25 protein-coding genes are annotated in these 24,071 nt (G+C 70.5%); 18 read left to right on the top strand and 7 right to left on the bottom strand.

The window, feature by feature from the left end; translation table 11 throughout:
• Nucleotides 1-4: 4 nt before the first annotated feature.
• Genes AC0IYU_RS04590 through AC0IYU_RS04580 form a run of 3 tightly spaced genes read right to left on the bottom strand, consistent with a single transcriptional unit; the run spans nt 5 to nt 2,867 of the window.
• Nucleotides 5-772: an ABC transporter ATP-binding protein gene (locus AC0IYU_RS04590; protein WP_472113552.1), complete on the bottom strand. Its 768-nt coding sequence runs from the start codon at nt 770-772 to the stop codon at nt 5-7.
• Nucleotides 769-1,743 carry an ABC transporter substrate-binding protein gene (locus AC0IYU_RS04585; RefSeq protein ID WP_472113548.1) on the bottom strand — a complete coding sequence of 325 codons (975 nt, stop codon included), beginning with the start codon at nt 1,741-1,743 and terminating at the stop codon, nt 769-771. Before AC0IYU_RS04585 ends, AC0IYU_RS04590 begins: the two co-directional genes overlap by 4 nt.
• Complete coding sequence (locus AC0IYU_RS04580) at nt 1,740-2,867, bottom strand: aryl-sulfate sulfotransferase (RefSeq protein WP_472113545.1); 1,128 nt, start codon at nt 2,865-2,867, stop codon at nt 1,740-1,742. Before AC0IYU_RS04580 ends, AC0IYU_RS04585 begins: the two co-directional genes overlap by 4 nt.
• A gap of 115 nt (nt 2,868-2,982) precedes the next feature.
• Between AC0IYU_RS04580 and AC0IYU_RS04575 the strand changes: the two genes are divergently transcribed.
• From AC0IYU_RS04575 to AC0IYU_RS04565, 3 genes are all read left to right on the top strand, one after another.
• Nucleotides 2,983-3,936: a LysR family transcriptional regulator gene (locus AC0IYU_RS04575; RefSeq protein WP_435439959.1), complete on the top strand. Its 954-nt coding sequence runs from the start codon at nt 2,983-2,985 to the stop codon at nt 3,934-3,936.
• An 85-nt stretch (nt 3,937-4,021) separates the two neighbouring features.
• On the top strand, nt 4,022-4,930 hold the full coding sequence (locus AC0IYU_RS04570; RefSeq protein WP_472113641.1) for a DMT family transporter: 909 nt from the start codon (nt 4,022-4,024) through the stop codon (nt 4,928-4,930).
• A complete protein-coding gene (locus AC0IYU_RS04565; protein ID WP_472113542.1) occupies nt 4,927-5,889 on the top strand; it encodes a glutaminase in 963 nt (320 codons plus the stop codon). The genes AC0IYU_RS04570 and AC0IYU_RS04565 overlap by 4 nt, the downstream gene beginning before the upstream one ends.
• Here the strand turns inward: AC0IYU_RS04565 and AC0IYU_RS04560 are convergent, their stop codons facing one another.
• Entirely contained in the window at nt 5,890-6,894 is a 1,005-nt protein-coding gene (locus tag AC0IYU_RS04560) for an SDR family oxidoreductase (protein ID WP_472113538.1), read from the bottom strand.
• 95 nt (nt 6,895-6,989) lie between these two features.
• On the opposite strand from AC0IYU_RS04560, the gene AC0IYU_RS04555 reads away from it, so the two are divergent.
• The 5 genes from AC0IYU_RS04555 (at nt 6,990) to AC0IYU_RS04535 (ending at nt 12,108) form a co-directional block, all read left to right on the top strand.
• A complete protein-coding gene (locus tag AC0IYU_RS04555; protein WP_472113535.1) occupies nt 6,990-7,934 on the top strand; it encodes a LysR family transcriptional regulator in 945 nt (314 codons plus the stop codon).
• The gene (locus AC0IYU_RS04550; RefSeq protein ID WP_472113532.1) at nt 7,931-8,431 is read left to right on the top strand and encodes a hypothetical protein; all 501 of its coding nucleotides are present in this window, start codon (nt 7,931-7,933) and stop codon (nt 8,429-8,431) included. Before AC0IYU_RS04555 ends, AC0IYU_RS04550 begins: the two co-directional genes overlap by 4 nt.
• A gap of 163 nt (nt 8,432-8,594) precedes the next feature.
• Nucleotides 8,595-9,632: an aliphatic amidase gene (locus AC0IYU_RS04545; RefSeq protein ID WP_472113529.1), complete on the top strand. Its 1,038-nt coding sequence runs from the start codon at nt 8,595-8,597 to the stop codon at nt 9,630-9,632.
• Complete coding sequence (locus tag AC0IYU_RS04540; RefSeq protein WP_472113526.1) at nt 9,629-10,447, top strand: AAA family ATPase; 819 nt, start codon at nt 9,629-9,631, stop codon at nt 10,445-10,447. The genes AC0IYU_RS04545 and AC0IYU_RS04540 overlap by 4 nt, the downstream gene beginning before the upstream one ends.
• Nucleotides 10,444-12,108 carry a VWA domain-containing protein gene (locus AC0IYU_RS04535; protein WP_472113523.1) on the top strand — a complete coding sequence of 555 codons (1,665 nt, stop codon included), beginning with the start codon at nt 10,444-10,446 and terminating at the stop codon, nt 12,106-12,108. The genes AC0IYU_RS04540 and AC0IYU_RS04535 overlap by 4 nt, the downstream gene beginning before the upstream one ends.
• Here AC0IYU_RS04535 and AC0IYU_RS04530 read toward each other — a convergent pair.
• Nucleotides 12,086-12,985, bottom strand: a complete 900-nt coding sequence (locus tag AC0IYU_RS04530; protein WP_472113520.1) for a LysR family transcriptional regulator — start codon at nt 12,983-12,985, stop codon at nt 12,086-12,088. The genes AC0IYU_RS04535 and AC0IYU_RS04530 overlap by 23 nt on opposite strands.
• 111 nt (nt 12,986-13,096) lie before the next feature.
• Here AC0IYU_RS04530 and AC0IYU_RS04525 point away from each other — a divergent pair, with 111 nt between their 5' ends.
• The 3 genes from AC0IYU_RS04525 to AC0IYU_RS04515 are packed head-to-tail and all read left to right on the top strand — an operon-like array spanning nt 13,097 to nt 15,443.
• Entirely contained in the window at nt 13,097-13,291 is a 195-nt protein-coding gene (locus AC0IYU_RS04525; RefSeq protein ID WP_472113516.1) for a YjiS-like domain-containing protein, read from the top strand.
• 54 nt (nt 13,292-13,345) lie between these two features.
• A complete protein-coding gene (locus AC0IYU_RS04520) occupies nt 13,346-15,022 on the top strand; it encodes a hypothetical protein (protein ID WP_472113513.1) in 1,677 nt (558 codons plus the stop codon).
• 16 nt (nt 15,023-15,038) lie between these two features.
• The gene (locus tag AC0IYU_RS04515; RefSeq protein ID WP_472113510.1) at nt 15,039-15,443 is read left to right on the top strand and encodes a hypothetical protein; all 405 of its coding nucleotides are present in this window, start codon (nt 15,039-15,041) and stop codon (nt 15,441-15,443) included.
• A gap of 24 nt (nt 15,444-15,467) precedes the next feature.
• On the opposite strand, the gene AC0IYU_RS04510 is transcribed toward AC0IYU_RS04515, so the two are convergent.
• Nucleotides 15,468-16,523 carry a LacI family DNA-binding transcriptional regulator gene (locus AC0IYU_RS04510; protein ID WP_472113507.1) on the bottom strand — a complete coding sequence of 352 codons (1,056 nt, stop codon included), beginning with the start codon at nt 16,521-16,523 and terminating at the stop codon, nt 15,468-15,470.
• Between the two features lie 130 nt (nt 16,524-16,653).
• On the opposite strand from AC0IYU_RS04510, the gene AC0IYU_RS04505 reads away from it, so the two are divergent.
• The 7 genes from AC0IYU_RS04505 (at nt 16,654) to AC0IYU_RS04475 (ending at nt 23,451) form a co-directional block, all read left to right on the top strand.
• A complete protein-coding gene (locus tag AC0IYU_RS04505; RefSeq protein ID WP_472113504.1) occupies nt 16,654-17,520 on the top strand; it encodes a dioxygenase family protein in 867 nt (288 codons plus the stop codon).
• 136 nt (nt 17,521-17,656) lie between these two features.
• Entirely contained in the window at nt 17,657-18,421 is a 765-nt protein-coding gene (locus AC0IYU_RS04500) for an SDR family NAD(P)-dependent oxidoreductase (protein WP_472113501.1), read from the top strand.
• The gene (locus AC0IYU_RS04495) at nt 18,418-19,326 is read left to right on the top strand and encodes a beta-keto acid cleavage family enzyme (protein ID WP_472113498.1); all 909 of its coding nucleotides are present in this window, start codon (nt 18,418-18,420) and stop codon (nt 19,324-19,326) included. The genes AC0IYU_RS04500 and AC0IYU_RS04495 overlap by 4 nt, the downstream gene beginning before the upstream one ends.
• The gene (locus tag AC0IYU_RS04490; protein ID WP_472113496.1) at nt 19,323-20,339 is read left to right on the top strand and encodes a quinone oxidoreductase family protein; all 1,017 of its coding nucleotides are present in this window, start codon (nt 19,323-19,325) and stop codon (nt 20,337-20,339) included. The genes AC0IYU_RS04495 and AC0IYU_RS04490 overlap by 4 nt, the downstream gene beginning before the upstream one ends.
• A 24-nt stretch (nt 20,340-20,363) precedes the next feature.
• Nucleotides 20,364-20,720 carry a cupin domain-containing protein gene (locus AC0IYU_RS04485; protein ID WP_435439935.1) on the top strand — a complete coding sequence of 119 codons (357 nt, stop codon included), beginning with the start codon at nt 20,364-20,366 and terminating at the stop codon, nt 20,718-20,720.
• Between the two features lie 57 nt (nt 20,721-20,777).
• Nucleotides 20,778-21,770, top strand: a complete 993-nt coding sequence (locus AC0IYU_RS04480; RefSeq protein WP_472113493.1) for a tripartite tricarboxylate transporter substrate binding protein — start codon at nt 20,778-20,780, stop codon at nt 21,768-21,770.
• Between the two features lies 1 nt (nt 21,771).
• Complete coding sequence (locus AC0IYU_RS04475) at nt 21,772-23,451, top strand: amidohydrolase (protein ID WP_472113490.1); 1,680 nt, start codon at nt 21,772-21,774, stop codon at nt 23,449-23,451.
• On the opposite strand, the gene AC0IYU_RS04470 is transcribed toward AC0IYU_RS04475, so the two are convergent.
• Complete coding sequence (locus tag AC0IYU_RS04470) at nt 23,448-24,044, bottom strand: uracil-DNA glycosylase family protein (protein ID WP_472113488.1); 597 nt, start codon at nt 24,042-24,044, stop codon at nt 23,448-23,450. The genes AC0IYU_RS04475 and AC0IYU_RS04470 overlap by 4 nt on opposite strands.
• Between the last annotated feature and the right edge of the window lie 27 nt (nt 24,045-24,071).

Below are 24,071 nucleotides of genomic sequence, written 5' to 3'. Positions count from 1 at the left end.
ACCCTCAAGCCAAGGCCGGCGCGCGGTGCTGCGCGCGCAGCACCCCGGTGACCTGGCCGGTGAGCGCCGCGAAGCCGGCGCTGGCGCGCAGCTCGGGTGCGCGCGGAAATTCGAAAGGCACGTCGATCACGTCCAGGATGCGCCCCGGCCGCGGCGACATGACCACCACCCGGTTCGACAGGTACACCGCCTCGTGCACGTTGTGCGTCACCAGCACGCCGGTAAAGCCCGCCTGCCGCCACAGCGAAGACAGCTCCTCCTGCAGCACGTCGCGCGTGAGCTCGTCCACCGCCGCCAGCGGTTCGTCGAGCAGCAGCAGCCCGGGCCGCAGCGCCAGTGCGCGCGCCAGCGACAGCCGCATGCGCATGCCGCCCGAGAGCTGGTGCGGGTACGAGGTCTCGAAGCCCGCGAGCCCGACCAGCTTCAGCGCCTCGGCGGCACGCGCGCGGTAGCTCGCCGGCGCATGGCCTTCGAGCTCCATCAGCAACTGCGCGTTGCGCTCCACGGTGCGCCAGGGCAGCAACGCGGCCTCCTGGAACACGAAGGCGGTCGCGATGCCCTCGGGCCGCGTGCAGCGCCCGGTGCTCGGCGCGACGAGCCCCGCCATGATGCGCAGCAGCGTCGACTTGCCGCAGCCCGAGGGCCCGACGATGGAGACGAACTCGCCCGGGCGCAGCGCGAAGTCGACCGCGTCCAGGGCCTGCAGGCCCTCGCCCTTGCCGAAGCGCTTCGAGACACCGTCCAGGCCGATGGCCGCGCCCGGGGTGCTCATGGGTTGCAGCCCGGCACCAGCGTGCGGTCGTAGCCCTGCTTCGCGTCGAAGCCGGCCGGCAGGAAGTTCACGCTGCGCAGCTGGCCCGCGAGCTCGCTCCAGCGCGCATCGGTCATGCAGCCGATGCGCCCGAGGTCGTGCGAGATCAGCGTCTCGATCATTTCCTTGTTGGCCGCGTCGTAGATCTCGGGTGTCATCTGCTTGTTCATGCCGGTGATCAGCGGCTTGAGCCCCTGCGGGTTGCGCACGTAGTCGGCCCAGCCCTTCTGCACCGCTGCGATGGTGGCTTTCACCAAAGCGGGGTTCTTGCGGATCATGTCGTCGGTGGTGAACAGCACGTCATACGGCCGGTAGCCCAGCGAGGCCAGCGTGACCTGCTGCACCTGCACGCCGGCGGCGGCCATGCGCGCGGGCAGGAACAGCGAGTAGCCCTGCTGCACCATCTTCGGGTCGTTGCGGAACAGGCTCAGGTCGCCGCTCACCGGGATCTCGCGCGTGCCGGCGAGCTTGTACTGCTTCTTCGTCCACTCCCAGTAGGCGTTGCCGAGGTTCACCGCGAAGGTGCGCCCCTGCAGGTCGGCGATGGACTTCACGGCCGGGTCGGCGTGATAGACCAGCGTGTAGGGCACGTGGTCGAGGTGCGCGAACACCGCGCGCACCGGCGCGCCGCGCAGGCGTGCCAGCAGCACGTCGTCGGCGTTGCCGATGCCGAACTCGGCCTGGCCCGAGGCCACCTGCGGAATGGTCTGGATCTTCGGGCCGCCCTGCAGCACGCTGATCTCGATGCCGGCCTCCTTGCCGAGCTTGTCCTGCTGGGCCTGCCAGTAGCCGGCCTGGTCGGGCTGGGCGAACCAGTTGCTGAGGATGCGCACCGGCTGCAGGGGCTTGGGCGCATCGGCCGCCAGCGCGGACAGCGGCAGCCATGCGGCCAGCGCCAGGGGTGCTGCCAATCGAAGGGCGTAAGAAATCATGGTGCGGAAACCTTGAGCCAGGGAAGTTGCGCCGCGGTGTAGCGGAAGGTCTGGAACACGCTGTTCTGCCGGCCGGGTACGTACTTGCGCGCGGCCTCGTCGGGGTATTCGGCGAACCAGGGAATCACGTACTCCCACACCACCTCGCCGGCCGGCGTGACCTCGAACAGGCGGCCCGTGGCCGACTCGGTGACATGCGTGTTGCCGTTGGGCAGGCGCTGCGCGCTGCCCATGTAGGCCGTGTAGAACGCGTTGACCAGTTCGTCCGCGTACTGCCACACGACCTCGTGGGAGGCCGGGTCGATTTCGAGAACGCGCGAGAACGCCACATGCTTGCCGGTGCGGAAGTTGCCGTTGTCGAAAGCAAGAATGTGGCCGTTGTCCAGTGCCACGGGCGCGTGCTGGTGCGACAGCACCGCCGGCGGAATGTGCAGCTTCACGTCGCCGGTGGCCCTGTCGACGCCCACGATGCCCGAGGTGGTGCGCAGGCTCATCAGCACCAGCCCCTCGCGCGTCACGTCCAGCCCGTTCACCAGCGGCCAGTGGGTGCGGCCGAAGCCGGGGTGGATCGGAAAGTCTTCAGGCTTCAGGTGCTCCCAGGCCTTCCACTCCCACACCAGCTTGCCGTCGCGGTCGACCTCGCGGACGACGTCGCCGTACATCGCCTCGCCAGGGCCGTGGGCAGTGCCGCCGGGCACGCGCTCGGCAAAGCCGGGCGGCACCGGTGCGCAACCGGCATACAGCAGGTGGCCGTTGGCCAGCCACCGGGCGTCGTGGTGGTGCGTGGGGTCCTGAAAGCGCCAGACGATCTCGCCGGCGGGCGTGGCCTCGTAGAAATCGCCGCCGTGCCACAGCGACCAGGCCGCGTAGATCTCGGGCGTGCCGGCGTGGTTGCCGTTGTAGCCCAGGTTGCCGTTGGGCAGGATCACGGCCGCGCGGCCCGGGCGCACCGGCATCTTCCATTGGTGCGCGACGCGGCCCTCGATGTCGATCAGGTAGACGTTGCCGTCGTCGGTCTGCGGGGCGATCAGGGTGTAGCCACCGGCGCTGAGCGCCGGGTCATGGGCGATCAGGCCGGTGCCGCGGCGGCGCTGGGTGATCTGGTCGACGGTGGTCTGGGTCACGGGAACGAACCTCGGGGAAATGGACGAATGGTGCGAATCTAGGCCGCATCGCGCGTCAGGAAAATCTGTTTGTTCTGTACGGTGCGTATAGAAAATCCATACACTGCGCAGCACCATGCGCCCCATTTCCCAGACCTTCCGGTGTTTCGACGAAGTGGCCCGACGCGGCTCGGTGCGCAAGGCGGCCGAGACCTTGCACCTCACGGCCGCAGCGGTGCACCAGCAAGTGCTCAACCTCGAGGAACAGGTGGGCACGCCGCTGTTCGACCGCCTGCCGCGCGGCATGCAGCTGACCACCGCGGGCGAGATCATGGTGGCGGCCGTGCGGCGCGGGCAGCGCGACTTCGACAACGCCATGGCCCAGGTGGAAGACCTGCGCTCGCTGCGGCGCGGGCACATCAACCTGGCGGTGTCGCACTCGTCGGCCGAGCAACTGGTGCCCGAGGTGATCGAGGCGGCCATGAAGAACTACCCCGGCGTGACCTACAGCGTGCGCTCGGGCAGCGGCGAGAACATATTGAAATGGGTGGCCAACGGCGAGTCGGACATCGGCTTTTGCCTGCGCCGCAAGCCGCCGCCTGGCGTGGAGGAGATCCGCGCCTTCCCGCAGCACCTGGGCCTGGTCACGCCGCCCGGCCATCCGCTGGCGGCGCTGGGCAAGCTGCCGCGGCTGCGCGACTGCCTGGAGCACCCGCTGATCCTCATGACGCCCGACACCGAGCTGCGCGCCATGGTCGACCAGATCGACCACCGCGAGCACCGCAAGGTGCGCCCGCTGGTGGAAACCAGTTCGGTCGCGATGGTGCGGCGGCTGGTGGCCGGCGGCACGGGCATCGGCTTTCTGATTCCGGAGAACGTGGCCGAGGACGTGGAACGCGGCACGCTGGTGTGGACCGGGCTGGCCGACGCGGGCGCGCGCTCGTTCAGCTGCCTCTACCAGCGTGCCGGCCAGACCACGGCGGTGGCCATGGGCATGTTCCTGCAGTTCCTGGAGGCCGCGCTGCTGGCCATCGAACGGCGCTTCGAGCGGCAGGCGCCGCTGCCCGCGCTGGAGGCCTTCGCGCAGTGACACCCCGGGGAACGCGTCGGCGCGGTACGATCATCCGATGAATCTGGTGGCCGCCCGCCACCTGACCGACAGTGACCGACCGTTCATGATCCAGCGCAAGACCCACCTCGACAGCCTCGCCATCGGCCTGCTCATTGCCTGCTGCGCCTTCTGGGGCCTGCAGCAGATCCTCATCAAGACCACCGTGGCCGAGGTGCCGCCCATGTGGCAGGCCTCCATCCGCATGGCGGGCGCCACCGCGCTGCTGTGGCTGTGGTGCGCGTCGCGCGGTGTGCGGCTGTTCGAGCGCGACGGCACGCTGTGGCCAGGGCTGCTGGCCGGGCTGCTGTTCTCGGGCGAGTTCGCCGGCATCTATTTGGGGCTGCAGCACACCAGTGCCTCGCGGCTCACGGTGTTTCTCTACACGGCGCCGTTCTGGGTGTCGCTGCTGCTGCCGCGCTGGGTGCCGGCCGAGCGGCTGCGGGGCTTCCAGTGGCTCGGGCTCTTCATCGCCTTCTCGGGCGTGGTGCTGGCTTTCAGCGAGGGCTTCGACCACATGAGCTCGTCGCAGCTCATCGGCGACGCCATGGGCCTGGGGGCCGGCATGCTGTGGGGCCTGACCACGCTCACGCTGCGCACCACCCGCCTGGCCACCGCCAGCGCCGAGAAAACGCTCTTCTACCAGGTGGCGGTCACGGCCGCGATGTGCCCGGTGCTGTCGCTGGCGCTGGGCGAGCCGTGGGGCTTTGCGTACTCGGCCGGGGCCTGGGGCTCCATCGGCCTGCAGATGGTGGTCGGCGCCTTCGCCAGCTACCTGGCCTGGATGTGGCTGCTGCGGCACTACCCAGCCACGCAGATGTCGTCCTTCACCTTCCTCACGCCGCTGTTCGCGCTGGTGTGCGGCGTGGTGCTGCTGAAGGAGCCGCTCACCGCGCAGCTGATCGTGGCGCTGGTCGGCGTGGCGCTGGGCATCGTGCTGGTGAACCGGCGGCCTGCGGTACAACGCACCGCATGAACGGCCAGACCATGAACTTCCAGCCGGTGCTCGACGAGATCGTCGCCACCCTGCGCCCGCAGATCGACCAGTGCGGCCAGGGTGAACACGGCGGCAAGGTCGCCAGCTACATCCCGGCGCTGGCACGCGTCGATGCCCGTCAGTTCGGCATTGCGCTGCGCACCTGCGAGGGCGAGGAAGCCGGCGCGGGCGACTTCGAGACGCCGTTTTCCATCCAGAGCGTGTCCAAGCTCTTCACGCTCACGCTCGCCATGCAGCGCATGGGCGACGCGCTGTGGGAGCGCATCGGGCGCGAACCCTCGGGCAACCCGTTCAACTCGCTGGTGCAACTGGAAAACGAGCAGGGCAAGCCGCGCAACCCGTTCATCAATGCCGGCGCCATCGCGGTGGCCGACCGGCTGGTGAGCCAGGCGAAGGCCGCGGGTGGCAGCGCGAAGGACGACATCCTCGCGCTCATGGCCGGCCTGTGCGGCGAGCCCGTCGCCTTCGACGACGAGGTGGCGCAATCCGAGGCCGACACGGGCTTTCGCAACATCGCGCTGGCCAACTTCATGAAGAGCTTCGGCAAGATCGACAACGACGTCGACACCGTGCTGGACACCTACTTCCACCAGTGCGCCCTGCGCATGAGCTGCCGCCAGCTGGCGCGCGCCGCGGCCTTCCTGAGCCGCGACGGGGCGCACCCGATCGACGGCGAGCCCGAGATCACGGGCGAGCGGCAAACCCGCCGCATCAACGCGCTGATGCTCACCTGCGGCACCTACGACGCGGCCGGCGACGTGGCCTTTTCCATCGGCCTGCCCTGCAAGAGCGGCGTGGGCGGCGGCATCGTGGCGGTGGTGCCCGACCGGCTCACGCTGTGCGTGTGGTCGCCCGCGCTCGACGCCACCGGCAATTCGCTGCTGGGCATGAAGGCGCTGGAACTGTTCGTGGCGCGCACGGGGCTCTCGGTCTTCTGATCAGGCCGCCGCGGTCACGGTTGCCACCGGTGCCGCGGCCAGGCAGCCCATGCCGTCGAGCGCGGCCTCGACCGCTTCTTCCAGCGGCGTGTGCGGCTCGCGCCCCAGAAAGACCACCAGCTTCGCGTTGTCCATGCCCACGGGCGTTTCCCACAGGTAGCGCATTTCGCGCATCTCGCGGAAGGTGGCGACGAAGGGCGAGGCCAGCGTCAGCAGCCACCACGGGAAGGCGGACACGCGCACCTCGGCGCCCGAGCCAGCCATGCGGCGGGCCACCACCTTGCGGATGGCGCCGCTCATGCGCGTGCCGTCCGCGTCCCAGTGTCCGGCCATGTGGAAGCGCGCGAAGGGCGCCAGGCGGTCGCGCCGCGCCAGCAGCTCGACCATGGTGCGCGCCACGTCGGGCAGGTACGACCATTGGTGGCCCGTGCCGGCGCGGCCGGGGTAGCTCACCGCCTTGACCGGCAGCCCCGCCTTCACCAGCCCCTGCGAGAACCAGTTGTTGCCGGCCTTCGGGCCGAAGAAGTCCCCGGCGCGCACGATCAGCACGCGGGCGCCCTGGCGGCTGGCGTCCTCCAGGCGTTTTTCCATCTCGACGCGGATCGCGCCCTTGCGGGTGACCGGGTGCTGCGGCGAATCTTCGGCCAGCAGCGGGAAGGCGTCGGGCCCGAAGTTGTAGACCGTGCCCGGCAGCACGATGGTCGCGCCTTCGGCCTTCGCGGCGGCGATGGTGTTGTCCAGCATCGGCAGCACCAGCTGCGCCCAGCCGCGGTAGCCCGGCGGGTTGACCGCATGCACGATCACCGCGCAGCCCTTCGCAGCCTGCCGCACGGCCTGCGCGTCCATCGCGTCGCCGGCCAGCCAGGTGATGCCGTCCCTGCTTTCCTCCTTGGCGCCGCGCTTGAGCGCGCGCACCTGCCAACCGGCATCGCGCAGCTGGCGGGCCACCTCGCCGCCGATGCCGCCCGTTGCGCCCAGAACCAGAACCGTGTCGTTGCGTGCCATGAAATGCTCCAAAAGGGTTGTCGATGGACCGATTCTGGAAGCGATGGCGTTGCATTGGAATTGCCGAGCATAAGCCAACAGCTATACATTTATGCATGATCCAAGACATCGGCTGGGAGCTGTACCGCTCCTTTCTCAGCGTGCTGCGCGAGGGCTCGCTCTCGGGCGCGGCGCGCGCACTGGGCATCACGCAGCCGACGGCCGGGCGCCATGTGGCCGCGCTCGAGGCCGCGCTGGGCGTGGTGCTCTTCACGCGCTCGCAGGTGGGCCTGCTGCCCACCGAGGTGGCGCTGGCGCTGCGCACGCACGCCGAGGCCATGGAAAGCACCGCCGCGTCGCTGCAGCGCGTGGCCAGCAGCCAGGGCGAAGGCGTGCGCGGGGTGGTGCGCATCTCGGCCAGCGAGGTGATCGGTGTCGAGGTGCTGCCGCCCATCGTCGCGCGGCTGCGCGAGGCGCACCCCGCGCTGAAGGTCGAGCTGGTGCTGACCAACCGTGTGCAGGACCTGCTGCGGCGCGAGGCCGACATCGCCGTGCGCATGGTGCGGCCGAAACAGGAGCAACTGGTCGCGCGCCACGTCGGGCAGATCGAACTGGGCTTTCACGCGCGCAAGGACTACCTGGCCCGCCACGGCACGCCGCGCAGGATGGAAGACATGGCGGCGCATGCCTTCATCGGCTACGACCAGCCTTCGGCTTTCGTGCGCAATGCGGGCAAGGCGCTGCCGGGCTATGGCCGCGAGGCTTTCTCGCTGCGCACCGACAGCGACCTCGCGCAGCTGGCGCTGATCCGCGCCGGTGCGGGCATCGGCATCTGCCAGGTCGGGCTGGCCCGCCGCGACGACGCACTGGTGCGCCTCGTGCCGCGCGCTTTCGCGATGAAGCTGGAAACCTGGGTCACGATGCACGAAGACCTGCGCAACAGCCCGCGCTGCCGCGCCACCTTCGATGCCCTGGTCGGCGGACTGCAGGAATACATCGGCCCGCCCCCGCGAGGGACTCAGGGGAAAATGGCCCGCGCAAGCACACAGACACCCGCATGACCGACCTCACCGACACCACCGACCCCGACACCCTCCCCCTGCAGGAACCCCGCCTCTGGCGCGACGGCCTGTGGACCGCCCGCGTCATCAAGAACGAGGAAGACGACGGCTGGGCCGTCGAGATGACCCGCCAGGGCGACCCCGAACCCGCCCTGGTCGGCCCCTGGACCATGGGCCGCGACAAGAAGAACCCCAAGCCGCTGGACGGCCCCGCCTTCTCCACGCTGGTGAAGACCGCCGCCGAAGTCATCCGCCGCCACGAGCAGCAGCTGCACGCCACGCTCAACAAGAGCGTCACCGTCACCGCGCGCAACGACCAGCGCGTTCGCGTGACCCTGGCCATCGTGCCCGACGAGGACAACCCCTCGGCCACGCTCACCGCCTTCGACGACGCAGACGATTCGGAGCTGGCCAGCGTGAACGTGTCGCCCGCGTTCAAGCTCAGCCCGTCGAGCGCCACCGCCTGGATCGAGTCCGACTACGCGCGCCCGCGCTGAGCCCGCGCCGCAATCAGCGAAATGACGTATGTGCAGCCCCCGCTGAGTTGAGAACAATCGGCTTCGACGACACGAACCCGATGCCCCGCAGACAGGCCCGAACCGGTTGGACACCGGCTCGGGCCTTTTTGTTTTTTCTCAACCATCCTTCAGGAGCAGCGTCATGCGACATGGTGATATTTCGAGCAGCAACGATTGCGTGGGCGTCGCGGTCGTCAACTACAAGATGCCCCGCCTGCACACCAAGGCCGAGGTGCTGGACAACGCCCGCAAGATCGGCGAGATGCTGGTTGGCATGAAGCGCGGCCTGCCGGGCATGGACCTGGTGGTGTTCCCCGAGTACTCCACCCACGGGATCATGTACGACGCCAGGGAGATGTACGACACCGCGGCCACCGTGCCCGGCGAGGAGACCGCCATCTTCGCGGACGCCTGCCGCCGCGCCAACGTGTGGGGCGTGTTCTCGCTGACCGGCGAGCGCCACGAGGAGCATCCGAACAAGGCGCCCTACAACACGCTGATCCTCATGAACAACCAGGGCGAGATCGTCCAGAAGTACCGCAAGATCATGCCGTGGGTGCCGGTAGAGGGCTGGTACCCGGGCGACTGCACCTACGTGAGCGACGGCCCCAAGGGCATGAAGATCAGCCTGATCATCTGCGACGACGGCAACTACCCCGAGATCTGGCGCGACTGCGCGATGCGCGGCGCCGAACTCATCGTGCGCTGCCAGGGCTACATGTACCCGGCCAAGGAGCAGCAGATCCTGGTGTCCAAGGCCATGGCCTTCATGAACAACACCTACGTGGCGGTGGCCAACGCGGCGGGCTTCGACGGCGTGTACTCGTACTTCGGCCACTCCGCGCTGATCGGCTTCGACGGCCGCACGCTCGGCGAATGCGGCGAGGAAGAGATGGGCATCAACTACGCCGAACTCTCGATGGGGCTGATCCGCGACGCGCGCAGGAACGGCCAGTCGCAGAACCACCTGTTCAAGCTGGTGCACCGCGGCTACACCGGCACCATCAACTCGGGCGACGGCGACAAGGGCGTGGCGGCCTGCCCGTACAACTTCTACACGCAATGGATCAACGACCCCGAGGGCACGCGAGACATGGTGGAGTCGTTCACGCGCAGCACGGTGGGCACGCCGGAGTGCCCGATCGAAGGCATTCCGCACACGCCGGCCCAGCACCGATGAACGCGGCCGTGCCCGATCCGCTGGCCGCCTACCGCATCGAGACCGAACCCTTCTACCGGCCCGCGGCCAACGAGGTGGCGCTGTACCGCCAGGCGTACCGCCACCGCATGCCGCTGATCCTGAAGGGCCCCACGGGCTGCGGCAAGACGCGCTTCGTGGAACACATGGCATGGTCGCTCGGGCGGCCGCTGGTCACGCTGGCCTGCAACGAGGACATGACGGCGTCCGACCTCGTCGGGCGCTACCTGCTGGACGCCGACGGCACGGCCTGGCACGACGGGCCGCTGACACTGGCCGTGCGCCACGGCGGCATCTGCTACCTCGACGAGGTGGTGGAGGCGCGGCAGGACACCACCGTGGTGATCCACCCGCTGACCGACGCGCGCCGCATGCTGCCGCTGGACAAGAAGGGCGAGCTGGTGCGCGCACACCCCGACTTCCAGCTGGTGGTGTCGTACAACCCTGGCTACCAGAGCAGCGCCAAGGACATGAAGCCCTCGACGCGCCAGCGCTTCGCGGCGCTGGCGTTCGATTACCCCGACAGCGCGCTCGAAGCCGAGATCGTCGCGCACGAGGCCGGGCTGGCGCCCGACCTGGCCGCGAAGCTGGTGGCAGTTGCGCATTGCTCGCGCGCGCTGAAGCACCGCGGGCTCGACGAGGGCGTGTCCACGCGCATGCTGATCTACGCGGGCGTACTGATCCGCGACGGCGTGACGCCGCGCGAAAGCTGCGAAATGACGATGACGCGCGCGCTCACCGACGACCCCGACATGGAGAGCGCGCTGCAGGGCTTCGTCGAGGCGCAGTTCGGATGAACGACGGGCTGGCTGCGCTGTCGCTGCTGGCCAGCGGCCTGGCCGGCGTCGATGCCGAGGTGCAGCCTTTTCCGGGCGAGCGCCCCGTGCTGGCCGGCAAGCGGCTGTTGCTGCCCGACGGCGCCGCCAGCGACCACCTGCGCCGCGCCATGGTGGCGCATGCCGTCGCCCACCTGCGGCACTCGACGCCGGCCCGGCCGGCCGGCGCGCTCAAGCCCATGGGCATCGCGGTGGCCTCGGCCATCGAGGACGCGCGCGTGGAGCGCCTGCTGTGCCGCGACTTTCCCGGTGTGCACGGCTGGTTCGCCGCCTCGCTCGCGCCCGTGCCCGACGCGCGGGACCTGGGCTTCCACGCCTTGATCTCGCGCATGGACCGCGTGCTGATGCTGCCCGCGTGGCAGGACGACCACCACTGGGTGAACAAGGCGCGCCGCCTGTTCGAACAGACCGTGGCGCATGCGGGCCTCGAAGACGGCGCGGCCTTTCGCGCCATCGCGTCCGTCCTCGCCAACGACCTCGGCCAGATGCGCGTGCGCTTCGAGCCCCGCGACCACACCGTGCCCGCGCCGTACCGCGACGACAACAGCTACCTGTGGGATTTCGGCGAGGCCCGGACGCCACCGGACGAGGCCATCGCGCTGCAGCACGCGGGTGCGCGGCCGCCCCCGCCTTCCGGTGCGCCGAACGAAGGCGAGGCACCGCGCGACGGCGGGCAACACCCGGAGCCGGAGCTGGAGCCGGAGCTGGCGTTGGGCCGCTACACCTACCCCGAATGGGACCGCACGCAGGAACGCCTGCGCCCCGACTGGTGCACCGTGATCGAGACGCGGCCGGCGTGGCAAGGCCTGCAGGACCTGGGCGAGCAGCCCGCCAGCCCCCACGACCGCGTGCATGCGCGCGCCCTGCCCCGCACGCGCCACCTCGACCGCGCCCGCCGCCTGCGCCGCCAATGGGAAGGCGACGACATCGACCTGAACGCCGCCATCGAGGTGCGCATCGACCGCCGCCTGGGCCTGCGCCCCGACGCGCGCCTGTTCACCCGAGCGGGCCGGGGCCCGCGCCCGTCGAGCCTGCTGGTGCTGCTCGACCTGTCGGCCTCGGCGAACGATGCGGGTGCGCATGGCGTCTCGTTGCTCGACATCGAGAAGCAGGCCGCGCTGCTGCTGGCCACATCGGCCCCGCGCGGCATCGACCGCCTGGCGATCCACGGGTTCTCGTCGAACACGCGGGCCGAGGTGTACTACTGCCGACTGCTCGACTTCGGCCAGCCGCTGGACGCCGCCGCGCGCGCCACGATCGGCGCGGTGCGCGGGCGGTACTCCACCCGCATGGGCGCCGCGCTGCGCCATGCGACCTCGCTTCTGCGCGGCGAGCCCGAAGGCCGGCGCGCCATCGTGCTCGTGACCGACGGCGCGCCCTCCGACATCGACGTGCACGACCCGAAATACCTGGTCGAAGACGCCCGCCAGGCCGTGGCCGAAGCGCGCGCAGCCGGCGTGCACGCCGCCTGCATGGCCGTGGACGGGGCGGCCGACGCCTGTGTGCGGCGCATCTTCGGCTGGCGAAACCACGGCATCGCCGACGACGCGCGCAGCCTGCCCGCGCGGCTGGCGCGCCTGGGCACGCGGCTCGGCATGCTCAGCCCTGGCCGGCCTGGCTGAAGGTCTTCAGCACCTTGAGCACGCTCAGCGTGGCGCCGTCGAGCAGCGCGTGCTGGCGGTGCGCAATGCCCACGCGCCGCGTGAGCCTGGGGCTCACCGGCAAGACGCGCATGCGGTCGTTGTGCAGCAGGTCGGTGCTCTGCTGCAGCGGCAGCAGCGCGGCACCGTAGCCGGCCGCCACCAGGCTGCGGATGGCCGCGTCGTAGTTGAGCTCGATGCGCGCGCGCGGCGCGAAGCCCGCCGCGGCGAACCACTCCATGGTGAGCCGGTACATGTGCGTGGTCGCCTCGTTGAAGATCAGCGGCTGCGCCGCCAGCCAGGCCGGGGTGACGCGCTTGGGCGCCTTCCAGCGCTGGGGCACGAAAGCCATCATGGGCTGCTCGCACCAGGGCGTGACGACGATGCCGCGCACCGGCGGCTGCGGCACGGCCACCAGGCCGATGTCGAGCGTGCCCGCCGCCAGCCGCTCCATGGCCTCGTAGGAGCCGCGGATGCTCACTTCGACGTCGATGCCCGCGTGCGCCTCGCCCAGCGCTTCGAGCACCTGCGGCAGCAGGTCGACCAGCACGCCGGTCGAGGTGCCCAGCCGCACGCGGCCCACCCGTCCTTCGGTCTGGCGCTTGACGGCCTCGATGGCGTCGTCGGTGTCGCGCAGCAGCTTGCGCCCGCGCTCCACCAGCGCCACGCCGGCCGCCGTGGGCGTGACGCTGCGGCCGCCGCGCAGCACCAGCGGCGTGCCCAGGCGCGCCTCCAGCTCGCTGATGTGCAGGCTCACCGTGGGCTGCGCCAGGTGCAGCGCCTTGGCCGCGGCCGAGAAGGTGCCGAGGTCGGCAATGGCGATGAGGGTGCGCAGCTGGTCGAGGTTGAGTTGTCGCATGGCGTTGCTTGGGTTGAGTATCAGGAAGCCTGATCGGTGGTGTCAGTATTCTCAACTTCCACAATAGCAGCCTGCGCAAGAAGATGAGCGCTCCCAACCAAGGAGCCCATCGTGACCGCGCCGAAGCCACCGTCTTTTCACCAACGCCTGATGCATGCCCTGCGGGGCTGGCGTGGCCGCGTGGTGAACCGCCGCCGTGCACGCGCCGACTGGCGGCACCTGCGCGGCATGAGCGAGCACGAGCTGCGCGACCTGGGCATCGGGCGCAGCGAGGTGCCCGGGTTGCTGGACCGCCACCGGTACTGAGCAGCGCGCTTCCTCGTTCGGGCATCGCGCCCGTTTTGAGGTTCAATTCAGGGCGTGCCCAAGCCTGCTCCCAACCCCGCCGTTCTTTCCATCGAACTCACTTCGCCGCAGTCGGTCAACGGCCGGCGCGCGGCCTTTCAGTCGCTCTGGCTGCTGGTGCGCATGCAGCACGCGCACCACACCGCCGCCGGTGTGGTGCGGCTGGCCGACCTGCGCGGCGAGGTGTCCGACGCCAGCACGCTGCGCATGGTGGTGAGCCGGGCGTTTCGCGACTTCAAGGCCTGGCAGCTCGAGGTCGGCTGGGGCGAGGACACGCAGCGCGAGCCGCGGTTCCTGAACGCCGAGCGGCGCAGCCAGGGCCCGTTCTGGCTGCCCGCCGGTGAAGCCAGGCGGCTGCGCGTGCTGGTCGAAGGCCGCGCGGCCACGCCCGCCGAGGTGGCCTCGTTCCTCGGGCTGCGTTCGCGCAAGGCCCAGGCCGCCGGCGCGCCGCCGCCCGATGCCGTGCACCTGCAGGACGCGGCGTTCTGGAAGCAGCTGGTCGCCTCGCAGCAGGCCGCCAGGCAAGGCAGGCTGATGGCGCCGGTGGCGGGCGGCGGCAACCAGGGCAGCGCCCTCGAATCGATCCGCCTCGCGGGCACCCTGGCCGCCAGCGACTTCCAGCGCGCGCTGGTCACGCTGAACGAGGCCATGCTGTGGCGCCGGCTCGGCGACAACGAGCAGGCGCGGCGCCGGCTGCAGGCGCTCAAGAAGCAGCGGCTCGCGCACCACGTGGCGGGCAACGACTACCTGGGCGCGATGGAGTGCATCGTCTCGGCGTGGTGCGCCTACACCGCGCGCGACCTGCCGCTGGCGCAGTCGCTGCTGGCCGGCATGGCCGAGGACGCGGCACGCGGGCTGGTGCTGCGGCACCACCCCGACGTGCGCTTCGAGTGGTGCAACCTGTGGGCGCTGGTGTGCCGCTCGCGCGCGCTGGGGCTGGCCGCGCACGACAAGCCGGCGGCGGCAGCGCTGGCCGAAGAGTCGCTGCGCCGCTTCGGCGAGGCGCTGGCGGCGGCGTTCGAGTCGCACTCCTTCGACGCGGCCCAGCACGTGGCCGCCAACATGGGCATGGCGGCATGGCTGTTCGACCGCGTGGGCCTGTCCGACCTGCCGGCGCTGGCGCACGACGGCAAGGCCGACACCACGCGCCGCGCGGTGCAATGGATCGCCTTCAGCGAATGGCTCTGCGGCCACACCGACGGCCAGGGCCGCTCGGCATGGAACGCGATCTACCTGATGCGCATCGCGCGCGGCCACTGCAAGCCCGATGAATCCGGCGGGCAACCCACGCTCGCGCAGTTCCGCGCGCAGAAGCCGCTGGACCCGGCGGCTGTCTCCAGGCTCGCGGGTCCGCTGGCCGATGCCTTCGACGCGACGAACTGGCCCGCGCGCTGGGTGCAGGTGGCGCAGGCGCGGCTGGCCGACCACCAGGCCGGCCGGCGCCGCTACCCGGGCCTGCAGCACTGCAGCCTGCTGTTCGAGCACGCCTGGTACGCGGCGCATGCGGGCGACCTGAAGGCGGCCGAGGCGTCGCTCGTGCTGTTACGCGAAGCCCTGCCCGCGCTGGTGGCCAGCGACCGCGCCTACTTCACCGAATCGTGGAACGACACGCTGCCGGCCGAGCTGGTGCTCGAAGCGAAACCGCCGCGCCGGCCGGCCGCACGAAAGAAGACCGCGCCCCGCGCGCGCTAGAGACCTGGTTCATCACATGCCCAACGACCCGAACGGCCACGACGGCCATGACAGCCGCAACGGCTCCGGCGAGCCGATCGACCTGGCCGCGCACCGCGAACGCCGCGCGCGGCTGAAGAAGCTGCAGCAGGAACGCGCCGCGGCGCAGGCATCGCGAGACGCCGACGCCGACGCCAACACCGCCACCGACGCCCTGGCGCAGCCGGGCATGGGCCCGGGCGAAGTGCCCTGCGTGCGTTGCAAGCAGCCCGTGTTCGGCTACGCGCTGCGCTGTCCCCACTGCGGCGTGCATTTCAGCGGCCGCGCCGAAGCCTTCGCGCCGAAGGAGGGGCTGTCGCGGCGCAACAAGCTCATCGTCGCGCTGGTCGCCGTGGCGCTGCTGCTGGCGGGGCTGAGCGACGACATCGCGCGCTGGTGGTGAGCGGATGCAGCCGCGTGGCGCCGTTCAGCGCGCCCCCGCCGGCGCACCCGGCGCGCCGGTCGACTTGCGCACCACCAGCTCGGGCCGCAGCACCACGGTCGAGGCCGACATCGAGCGCCCGTCGATCTCCTCGAACAGCATCTCCGCGGCGCGCCAGCCCAGCTCGCGGTGCGGCAGGCGGATGGTGGTGAGCGGCGGGTCGACCATGTCGACCAGCGGCATGTCGTTGTGGCCGGTGACCGAGATGTCCTGCGGCACGCGCAGCCCCGCCGCGCGCAGCGCGTCGTAGGCGCCCAGCGCCACCAGGTCGTTGCAGCACACCACCGCCTGCGGCGCGGCGCCGGCGTCCAGCATCTGGCGCATTGCGGCGGCGCCGGCCTCGCGGCTGTAGCTGGCGCACTCGACCACGCGGAATGGCTTCAGGCGGTGGTCGCGCAAGGCCTGCTCCACGCCCAGCCTGCGGCCCACGCCGGTGGGAATGTTCTGCGGGCCGGCCAGGTGCGCGATGCGCTTGTGGCCCAGGCCTACGAGGTGATCGACCGCGAGCTTCATCGCCAGGCGGTCGTCGCTGACCACGGCGGGCAGCCGCCCGGTTTCGTCGGCGCGGTTGACCAGCACGGCCGTCATGCCGGCCCGGGTGACGAAGTCGACCAGCGGGTCGTCGCGCGTGGCGGTGGCCATGACCACGCCGTCCACGCGCTGCGCCAGCATGCGTTCGAGCACCGGCCGGGCGAGCGCCGGATCCACCACGTTGGCGACGAACACGAAGTAGCCGCGCGCCGCCGCGCTGGCCTCGATGCCCTGCAGGATGGGCGGGAACACCGCGTTGGTGATGTCGGGCACCAGCACGCCGATGGTGTGGGTGCGGCCCGTGCGCAGCGCCGAGGCCGCGCGGTTGGGCCGGTAGCCCAGGCGCTGGGCGGCCTCCTCGACCACGCGCAGCACCTCGTCGCTGATCAATGAACGCTTCCCGGGGCTGAGCGCGCGCGAGACGGTCGACACGTGCACGCCGGCGGCGCGGGCGACGTCGCGGATGGTGACAGGGGAAGACGACGGCGAGGCGGGCGGTTGGGTGCTCATTGGTGCAAACGATTGTCGTGCGAACGGGTGGCTTCGACCGCCTTTCCATCACTCATGGCTTGCGGAATCACCGTATTTTACTTTTCGGCAATTTGGTCTACCATCGTGCAAACGATTGCAAAGACCTGCCATGAACATCGCCACCTCCCCCGACTCGGTGCTGGGCTTCACCCTCGACGCCATGAAACGCACGCCCGACCTGCGGCTGCACACCGTGATGGACGCACTCACGCGCCACCTGCATGCCTTCGTGCAGGAGGTGAAGCTCACCGAGGAGGAGTTCGAGCAGGCGCTCGAATTCATCGTCGCCATCGGCCACGCCACGGGCGAGACCAAGAACGAGGTGGTGCTGGCGGCGGACATCCTGGGCGTGTCGACCGTGGTGGCGCTGCAGAACAACCAGGACCCGCACGGCGAGTCGCCGGCCGCGCTGCTCGGGCCCTTCTGGCGCGCGAACGCGCCGGCCTGCGCGCTGGGCGACAACATCGCGCGCTCGGGCACGCCGGGCATTCCGCTGGAGGTGACGGGCACGGTGCGCGACGCCGCGGGCCGGCCGGTGGCCGACGCCACGGTCGACGTGTGGCAGGCCTCGCCCGTCGGCCTGTACGAGAACCAGGACCCCGCGCAGGAAGACATGAACCTGCGTGGGCGCTTCCGCACCGACGCCGAGGGGCGCTTTCATTTCCGCAGCGTGCGCCCGGCCGGCTACCCGGTGCCGACCGACGGGCCGTGCGGCGTGCTGCTGCGCGCGCAGCTGCGCCACCCGAACCGGCCCGCGCACCTGCACTTCATGGTGAGCAAGCCGGGGCACAAGGTGCTGATCACGCAGGTGTTCGCCGATGACGACGAGAACCTCGAGAGCGACCCGACCTTCGGCGTGACGCGCCGGCTGATCGGGCGCTTCGCGCTGGCGCCCGACGGCAAGACCGCATCGATGCACCACGACTTCGAACTCGAACCGGGAGAAATGAAGTTCCCCCGGCCTCCCATACCTTGACCACCCCCAGGCTTCGCGCACTTCGCGTCGCTTCGCCAACCCCCTTCGAGGGGGCAACACCTGCGGCCCCGCAAAGCCGGCTCCGCGGTGTTCCGCGAAAAGGCATCACCCCGATCAACCCATTCTTCTCACATCCATGAGCTTCGATCCTGTATCCCGACTCGACGGCAAGGTCGCCGTCATCACCGGCGGCCTCGGCGCCATCGGCTACGCCACGGCCACGCGGCTGGCCGCGCTCGGCGCCACCTGCGTGCTGCTGCACCGCAAGGGCGGCGATGCCGCCGCGCGCGCCGCCGCCCTGCCCTCGGCCACCAACCAGCGCCATGCGGCGATCCGCGCCGACATCGTCGATTCGGCAAGCCTTGCCGCCGCCGCAGCCGAAGTGCAAGCCACGCACGGGCGCTGCGACATCCTCGTCAACAGCGCGGGCCACACGCAGCCCGTGCCGGCCGCCGACCTCGACGCGCTGACCGACGAACTCATCGACGACATCGTGCGCGCCAACTTCCGCGGCGTGTTCGCCACCATCCGCGCCTTCGCGCCGATGCTGAAGGCCAGCGGCGACGCGCTGGTGGTCAACATCTCGTCCATCGCGGGCTTCACCGGCGTGGGCAGCAACCTGGCGTACGTCGCGGCCAAGGCGGGGCTCGACGTGGTGGGCGACGCGCTGGCCAAGGCGCTGGCGCCGGCGGTGCGCGTGGTGTCGGTGTCGCCGGGCGCGGTGGAGTCGGGCTTCGTGCCCGGGCGCGGCGCGGAGTTCGCCGGCAAGATGGCCAGCACCACCCCGCTGGGGCGCATCGGCAAGCCCGACGACGTGGCCGCCACGGTCGAGGCGCTGGCCACCACGCTGCGCTTCGTGACCGGCACGCGCATCGTGGTCGACGGAGGGCGCCACCTGTGAGCACCGCCAAGACGCTCATCACCTGCGCCGTCACGGGCAACCTCGTGAAGCCGGAGCAGACGCCGCACCTGCCGATCACGCCGGTGCAGATCGCCGACGAATGCCTGGCCGCGGCCGAAGCCGGCGCGAGCCAGGTGCACATTCATGTGCGCCACCCCGAAACCGGCAAGCCTTCGATGGAGGTCGAGCTGTACCGCGAGGTGGTGGAGCGCATCCGCCGCGGCAACCGCGAGCTGATCGTCAACCTCACGACCGGCCCGGGCGGGCGTTTCGTTCCAAGCGAGGACGACCCGAAGGTCGCGGCACCCGGCACCACGCTGCTGCCGCCGGAAAAGCGCGTGGAACACATCGCGCTCATCAGGCCCGACGTGTGCTCGCTCGACCTGAACACCATGAACTCCGGGCCCGACGTGGTCATCAACACGCCGAGGAACGTGCGCCGCATGGCGAAGGTCATGCGCGAGGCGGGCGTGAAGCCCGAGCTGGAGATCTTCGATTCGGGCGACATCAACCTCGCGCTCGACCTGATCGCCGACGGCACGCTCGACGGCCCGGCCATGTGGACCTTCGTGCTCGGTGTGAAGTACGGCTTTGCGCCCACGCCCGAGACGCTGCTGTACGCCCGCAACATGCTGCCGCGCGGCGCCTTCTGGAGCGCCTTCGGCATCGGCCGCATGGAGTTCCCCATCGTCGCGCAGGCCTGGCTGCTGGGCGGCCATGTGCGCGTGGGCATGGAAGACAACATCTACCTCGAAAAGGGCGTGCTCGCCGAGAGCAACGCCCAGCTGGTGGCGAAGGCCCGCGACATCCTGGTGAGCCTGGGCGGCGAGGTGGCCAACCCGCGCGAGGCGCGCGCCATGCTGGGGCTGGCGGACACCCGCGCCGTGCAGGGAGCCGCGCGATGAGCGTCGCAGCCATGCACTCCCCCCATTCGGCCCGCGCGCTGCGCGTGAACGAGAAGGCGGCCAACCTCGACGCGCTGCAACTGCACGCCGCACCGCAGGCCGAACCCACCCCGCCCCCGGGTCACGCCGTGGTGCGCATCGCCGCCGCGGCCGTGAACCCGAGCGACGTGAAAGCGACGCTGGGCATCATGCCGCAGGCCGTGTGGCCGCGCACCCCGGGGCGCGACTTTGCGGGCACCGTGGTGAGCGGCCCCGCCGAATGGATCGGCCGCGAGGTCTACGGCTCGGGCGGCGACATCGGCATCACGCGCGACGGCTCGCATGCACGCTACCTCGTGCTGCCCGAACAGGCGCTGCGCGCCAAGCCCCAGGGCATCTCGATGGACGAAGCCGGCGCGGTGGGCGTGCCCTTCGTCACCGCGTACGAAGGCTTTCGCCGCAGCGGCATGCCGCAGGCCGGGCAGACCGTGCTGGTGCTGGGTGCCAACGGCAAGGTCGGGCAGGCGGCGGTGCAGCTGGCATCGCAGGCCGGTGCGCGCGTGATCGCGGTGCAGCGGCGCGCCGGGCCGTTCGAAGGCTTTGCGAGCGGGCCGGTCGACGTGATCGACGCGCGGCAACACCCGGAGGCCGCCGACCTGGGCGCGCGGGTGCGCGAGCTCACCGACGGGCGCGGCGCGCACATCGTCTACAACACCGTGGGCAGCGCCTACTTCGAGGCCGCCAACAAGGCCATGGCCAAGGGCGCGACGCAGATCTTCATCGCCACGCACGAACGCGCGGTGCCCTTCGACATCTTCGCGTTCTACCGCGGCATGCACACCTTCGTGGGCATCGACTCGCTGGCCATGGACTGCGTGGCCAGCACCGCGCAGCTCGACGCCATGCGCGAAGGCTTCGAGCGCGGCACGCTGAAGCCCTTTCCGGTGGCGCGCAGCTTCACGCTCGACGAAGCGATGGACGCCTACCGGCTGGTGCTCTCCGGCAGCACCGACCGCGTGGTGCTGCGGCCCTGAAGAAGCCCTCCTGGAGCACATTCCATGCACGTGACCCGTTTCAGCGAGGCGCCGCACTACGAGGCGCCCAACCACTTCGACATGCGCTGCCTGCGCCTGCAGGGCAAGGAAGCCGGCCCGTCCACGCAGATGTGGATGGGCATGAGCCAGATATTGCCCGGCGGCCACACCGGCCTGGACGGCTCGCCGATGGAAAAGCTCTACCTCGTGCTCGAAGGCCAGCTGCACGTGGTGGGCGAGATCGACGGCGCGCACCAGGAAGAAGTGCTCGGGCCCTACGACAGCTGCCGCTTCGCGCCCGGTGAAAAGCGCCAGCTGGAAAACCGCAGCAACCGGCCGGTGCTGGTAGCGCTGGTGATGCCCCACGCGCCGCCGCCTTAGCGCTCTCTCTTTCAGTCATTCATCGCTCATCGAATCAAATCAACGGAGACAAGACGCATGAAGAAGACATTCCAACAGGGCCGCCGGCACGCGCTGGCGACGGCCGCCGCATTCGCGGCAGCCTGCGCACTCACCGGTGCCCACGCGCAGAGCGCGTGGCCGGGCACGCAGCCCATCAAGCTGGTGGTGCCCTTCACGGCGGGCAGCGGCACCGACATCGTCGCGCGCCTCGTGGCCGAGAAGCTGGGGCCCGCGCTGGGCACCAGCGTCATCGTCGACAACAAGCCCGGTGCCGGCGGCACGCTGGGCGCGGCCATCACGGCCAAGGCACCGGCCGACGGCTACACGCTGCTGGTGCACTCGGCCGGCCACCTGGTGAACCCGTGGATCTACAAGGGCCTGTCGTACGACACGATCAAGGACTTCGCGGGCGTCACGCCCATGGCCAGCCTGCCCAACGTGCTGGTCACCGCGCCCGCGCACTTCGCCGACGTGAAGGACCTGGTGGCGAAGGTCAAGGCCAAGCCCGGCAGCTTCAACTACGGCTCCGCGGGCAACGGCTCGGCCACGCACATGAATGCGGAGGTGTTCCGCCTCGCGGCCGGCATCGATGCGCAGCATGTGCCCTTTCGCGGCACGCCCGAGGCCATGACCGAGGTGATGGCCGGGCGGGTCGACTGGTTCTTCGCGCCGATGGTGTCGGCCCTGCCGCTGATCCAGAGCGGCAAGCTGCAGGCACTCGCCGTGGGCACGGGCAAGCGCTCGTCGGCGCTGCCCAACGCGCCGACCACCGTGGAGGCCGGCGTGCCGGGCTCGGAGTACCTGTTCTGGGTCGGCCTGTTCGCACCCGCGAAAACACCGCAGCCGGTGATCGACCGGCTGCAGGCCGAGGTGGCGAAGATCATGGTGTCGCCGGAGCTGAAGGAGCGGTTGGAGAAGCTGGGTGCCGAGCCCTTCACGATGCCGTCCGCGCAGTTCAACAAGTTCATCGTGGACGAGACGGCGAAGGCGCAGCAGGTCGTCAAGGCCGCCAGCATCAAGGTCGACTGACATGACACCACGCACACTCATCACGGCGGTGGCCCTCGCCGCCAGCCTGCTGCTGACCGTCGCCGCGCAAGCGCAACCGGCGGACCTCATCGTCACCAACGCGAAGATCGCCACGCTCGATGCCGCCGCCAGCACCGCGCAGGCGCTGGCCGTGCGCGACGGGCACATCGTGGCCGTCGGCAACGCCGCGCAGGTGCGCACGCTCGCCGGCCCCACGACCCGCACGGTCGACGCGGGCGGGCGCACCGTCGTTCCCGGCCTCATCGACTCGCACATGCACGCGGTGCGCGCGGCGCTGAGCTACTCGACCGAGGTCAACTGGATCGGCGCGGGCACCATCGCCGAAGCCATGGCGCGCATCCGCGGCGCCGCGTCGCAGGCACGTCCCGGCGGCTGGCTGATCGTGGCCGGCGGCTGGACCGAGCAGCAGTTCGCCGAACGCCGCCGCCCCACGCTCGCGGAGCTGCAGGAGGCCGCGCCGAACAACCCGGTGTACGTGCAGCTCTTCTATGAAGCGGTGGTCATGACGCCCAAGGCGCTCGAGGCGCTGGGCGTTCCCGCCGGCACGCTGCCCGCCGGCATGAAGCCCTCGCCCGACGGCGCGCCGGGCTGGATGACCGGCGACATCGTCGGCATCTCGGCCCTGTTCGACAAGCTGCCCAAGCCCACCTACGACGACAACGTGGCCGGCACGCGCGCCTTCTTCACCGAGTTGAACCGCCTGGGCATCACCGGCCTGGTGGACCCGGGCGGCTTCAGCATCGCGCCTTCGCAGTACGCCGCGCTGTTCGCGCTGTGGCGCGAAAAGGCGCTGACGCTGCGCGTGGCCTACAGCGTGTTCGCGCAGAAGCCCGGTGCGGAACTGCAGGAGTTTCGCGAGCTCACGCAGATGCTGCCGATGGGCTTCGGCGACGACATGCTCAAGTTCAACGGCCTGGGCGAACGCGTGACGCTCGCGATGTACAACAACAATTTCCCCGACGAGGCGGTGAAGGCGAAGTTCTACGAGCTCATCAAGTGGGCGGCGATGCGCCAGCTCGCCGTCACCATCCACTGGCAGGAGAACGGCTCGGTCGACCACCTGCTCGGGCTGTACGAGAAGCTCGACGCCGAGGTGCCGATCAAGAACCTGCGCTGGTCCATTGCCCACCTGGACGATGCCTCCCCCGAGACGCTCGCGCGCATGAAGGCGCTGGGCATCGGCTGGACGATGCAGGACGCGATGTACTTCCAGGGCGACCGCATGCTGAGCGTGCGCGGCGACGCGGCGCGGCGCATGCCGCCCATCGCCACCGCGCTGCGCGCCGGCGTGAACGTGGGCGCAGGCACCGATGCACACCGCGTGGCCTCGTACAACCCCTTCGTCGCATTGCAGTGGATGCTCGACGGCAAGACCGTGAGCGGCAAGGCCATGCGCGGCCCCGACGAAACGCCCACGCGCGAACAGGCGCTGCGGCTGTACACGGCGGGCAGCGCGTGGTTCAGCTTCGACGAGGGCAAGCGCGGCACGCTGGAGGTCGGCAAGCTCGCGGACTTCGCGGTGCTCGACCAGGACTTCTTCAGCGTGCCGGTGGAGCGCATTGGCAAGACGACCTCGCTCATGACGGTGGTGGGCGGGCGCGTGGTGTACGCGGCGCGGCCCTTCGCCGCGGCGACCCCGTCCGTCGCCTCGGCGCCCTAGCTGCAGGCCGCGGTGCGGTCGGTGGCAAGCGCGCGCCGCACCCGCTCGCGCAGCACCGGCAGCACCTCGCTCTCGAACCACGGATGGTGCTTGAACCAGCCCGTGTTGCGCGGCGAAGGATGCGGCAGCGGAATGAAGCGCGGTGCGTAGTCGGCGAAGGCCTGCACCGTCTCTGTGACGCCGCCGCGCGCCCTGCTTCCCAGCAGGTGCCGCTGCGCGTACTGGCCCACGAGCAGTGTCAGTTCGATATGCGGCATCTGCGCCAGCAGGCGGTCTTGCCACAGCGGGGCGCACTCCTTGCGCGGCGGCAGGTCACCGCTGGTGCCGCGGTCCGGGTAGCAGTAGCCCATCGGCACGAGCGCGATGCGCGCGGCGTCGTAGAAGGTGTCGCGCTCCACGCCGAGCCAGCGGCGCAGCTGGTCGCCGCTCTTGTCGTCCCACGGCACGCCCGTCTGGTGCACGGTCATGCTGGGCGCCTGGCCGACGATCAGCAGGCGGGCGCTGGCGCTGGCCTGCACCACGGGCCGCGGGCCCAGCGGCAGGTGCGCCGCACAGACGGTGCAATTGCGGATCTCGGCGAGCAGCGGCTCCATGCTGTCCACGGCCAGGCTTGCGCGCCG

This window comes from Variovorax sp. AC103 (assembly GCF_979254005.1).
This window is presented reverse-complemented; position numbering and strand designations above follow the sequence as displayed.

Coding starts and splice junctions, on each gene's coding strand:
- AC0IYU_RS04485 (WP_435439935.1), top strand. CDS start 20,364: ATGCACGTGACCCGTTTCAGCGAGGCGCCGCACTACGAGGCGCCCAAC.
- AC0IYU_RS04510 (WP_472113507.1), bottom strand. CDS start 16,523: ATGAGCACCCAACCGCCCGCCTCGCCGTCGTCTTCCCCTGTCACCATC.
- AC0IYU_RS04490 (WP_472113496.1), top strand. CDS start 19,323: ATGAGCGTCGCAGCCATGCACTCCCCCCATTCGGCCCGCGCGCTGCGC.
- AC0IYU_RS04555 (WP_472113535.1), top strand. CDS start 6,990: ATGATCCAAGACATCGGCTGGGAGCTGTACCGCTCCTTTCTCAGCGTG.
- AC0IYU_RS04470 (WP_472113488.1), bottom strand. CDS start 24,044: ATGGAGCCGCTGCTCGCCGAGATCCGCAATTGCACCGTCTGTGCGGCG.
- AC0IYU_RS04570 (WP_472113641.1), top strand. CDS start 4,022: ATGATCCAGCGCAAGACCCACCTCGACAGCCTCGCCATCGGCCTGCTC.
- AC0IYU_RS04530 (WP_472113520.1), bottom strand. CDS start 12,985: ATGCGACAACTCAACCTCGACCAGCTGCGCACCCTCATCGCCATTGCC.
- AC0IYU_RS04505 (WP_472113504.1), top strand. CDS start 16,654: ATGAACATCGCCACCTCCCCCGACTCGGTGCTGGGCTTCACCCTCGAC.
- AC0IYU_RS04500 (WP_472113501.1), top strand. CDS start 17,657: ATGAGCTTCGATCCTGTATCCCGACTCGACGGCAAGGTCGCCGTCATC.
- AC0IYU_RS04590 (WP_472113552.1), bottom strand. CDS start 772: ATGAGCACCCCGGGCGCGGCCATCGGCCTGGACGGTGTCTCGAAGCGC.
- AC0IYU_RS04560 (WP_472113538.1), bottom strand. CDS start 6,894: ATGGCACGCAACGACACGGTTCTGGTTCTGGGCGCAACGGGCGGCATC.
- AC0IYU_RS04535 (WP_472113523.1), top strand. CDS start 10,444: ATGAACGACGGGCTGGCTGCGCTGTCGCTGCTGGCCAGCGGCCTGGCC.
- AC0IYU_RS04475 (WP_472113490.1), top strand. CDS start 21,772: ATGACACCACGCACACTCATCACGGCGGTGGCCCTCGCCGCCAGCCTG.
- AC0IYU_RS04575 (WP_435439959.1), top strand. CDS start 2,983: ATGCGCCCCATTTCCCAGACCTTCCGGTGTTTCGACGAAGTGGCCCGA.
- AC0IYU_RS04480 (WP_472113493.1), top strand. CDS start 20,778: ATGAAGAAGACATTCCAACAGGGCCGCCGGCACGCGCTGGCGACGGCC.
- AC0IYU_RS04550 (WP_472113532.1), top strand. CDS start 7,931: ATGACCGACCTCACCGACACCACCGACCCCGACACCCTCCCCCTGCAG.
- AC0IYU_RS04540 (WP_472113526.1), top strand. CDS start 9,629: ATGAACGCGGCCGTGCCCGATCCGCTGGCCGCCTACCGCATCGAGACC.
- AC0IYU_RS04545 (WP_472113529.1), top strand. CDS start 8,595: ATGCGACATGGTGATATTTCGAGCAGCAACGATTGCGTGGGCGTCGCG.
- AC0IYU_RS04585 (WP_472113548.1), bottom strand. CDS start 1,743: ATGATTTCTTACGCCCTTCGATTGGCAGCACCCCTGGCGCTGGCCGCA.
- AC0IYU_RS04565 (WP_472113542.1), top strand. CDS start 4,927: ATGAACGGCCAGACCATGAACTTCCAGCCGGTGCTCGACGAGATCGTC.
- AC0IYU_RS04515 (WP_472113510.1), top strand. CDS start 15,039: ATGCCCAACGACCCGAACGGCCACGACGGCCATGACAGCCGCAACGGC.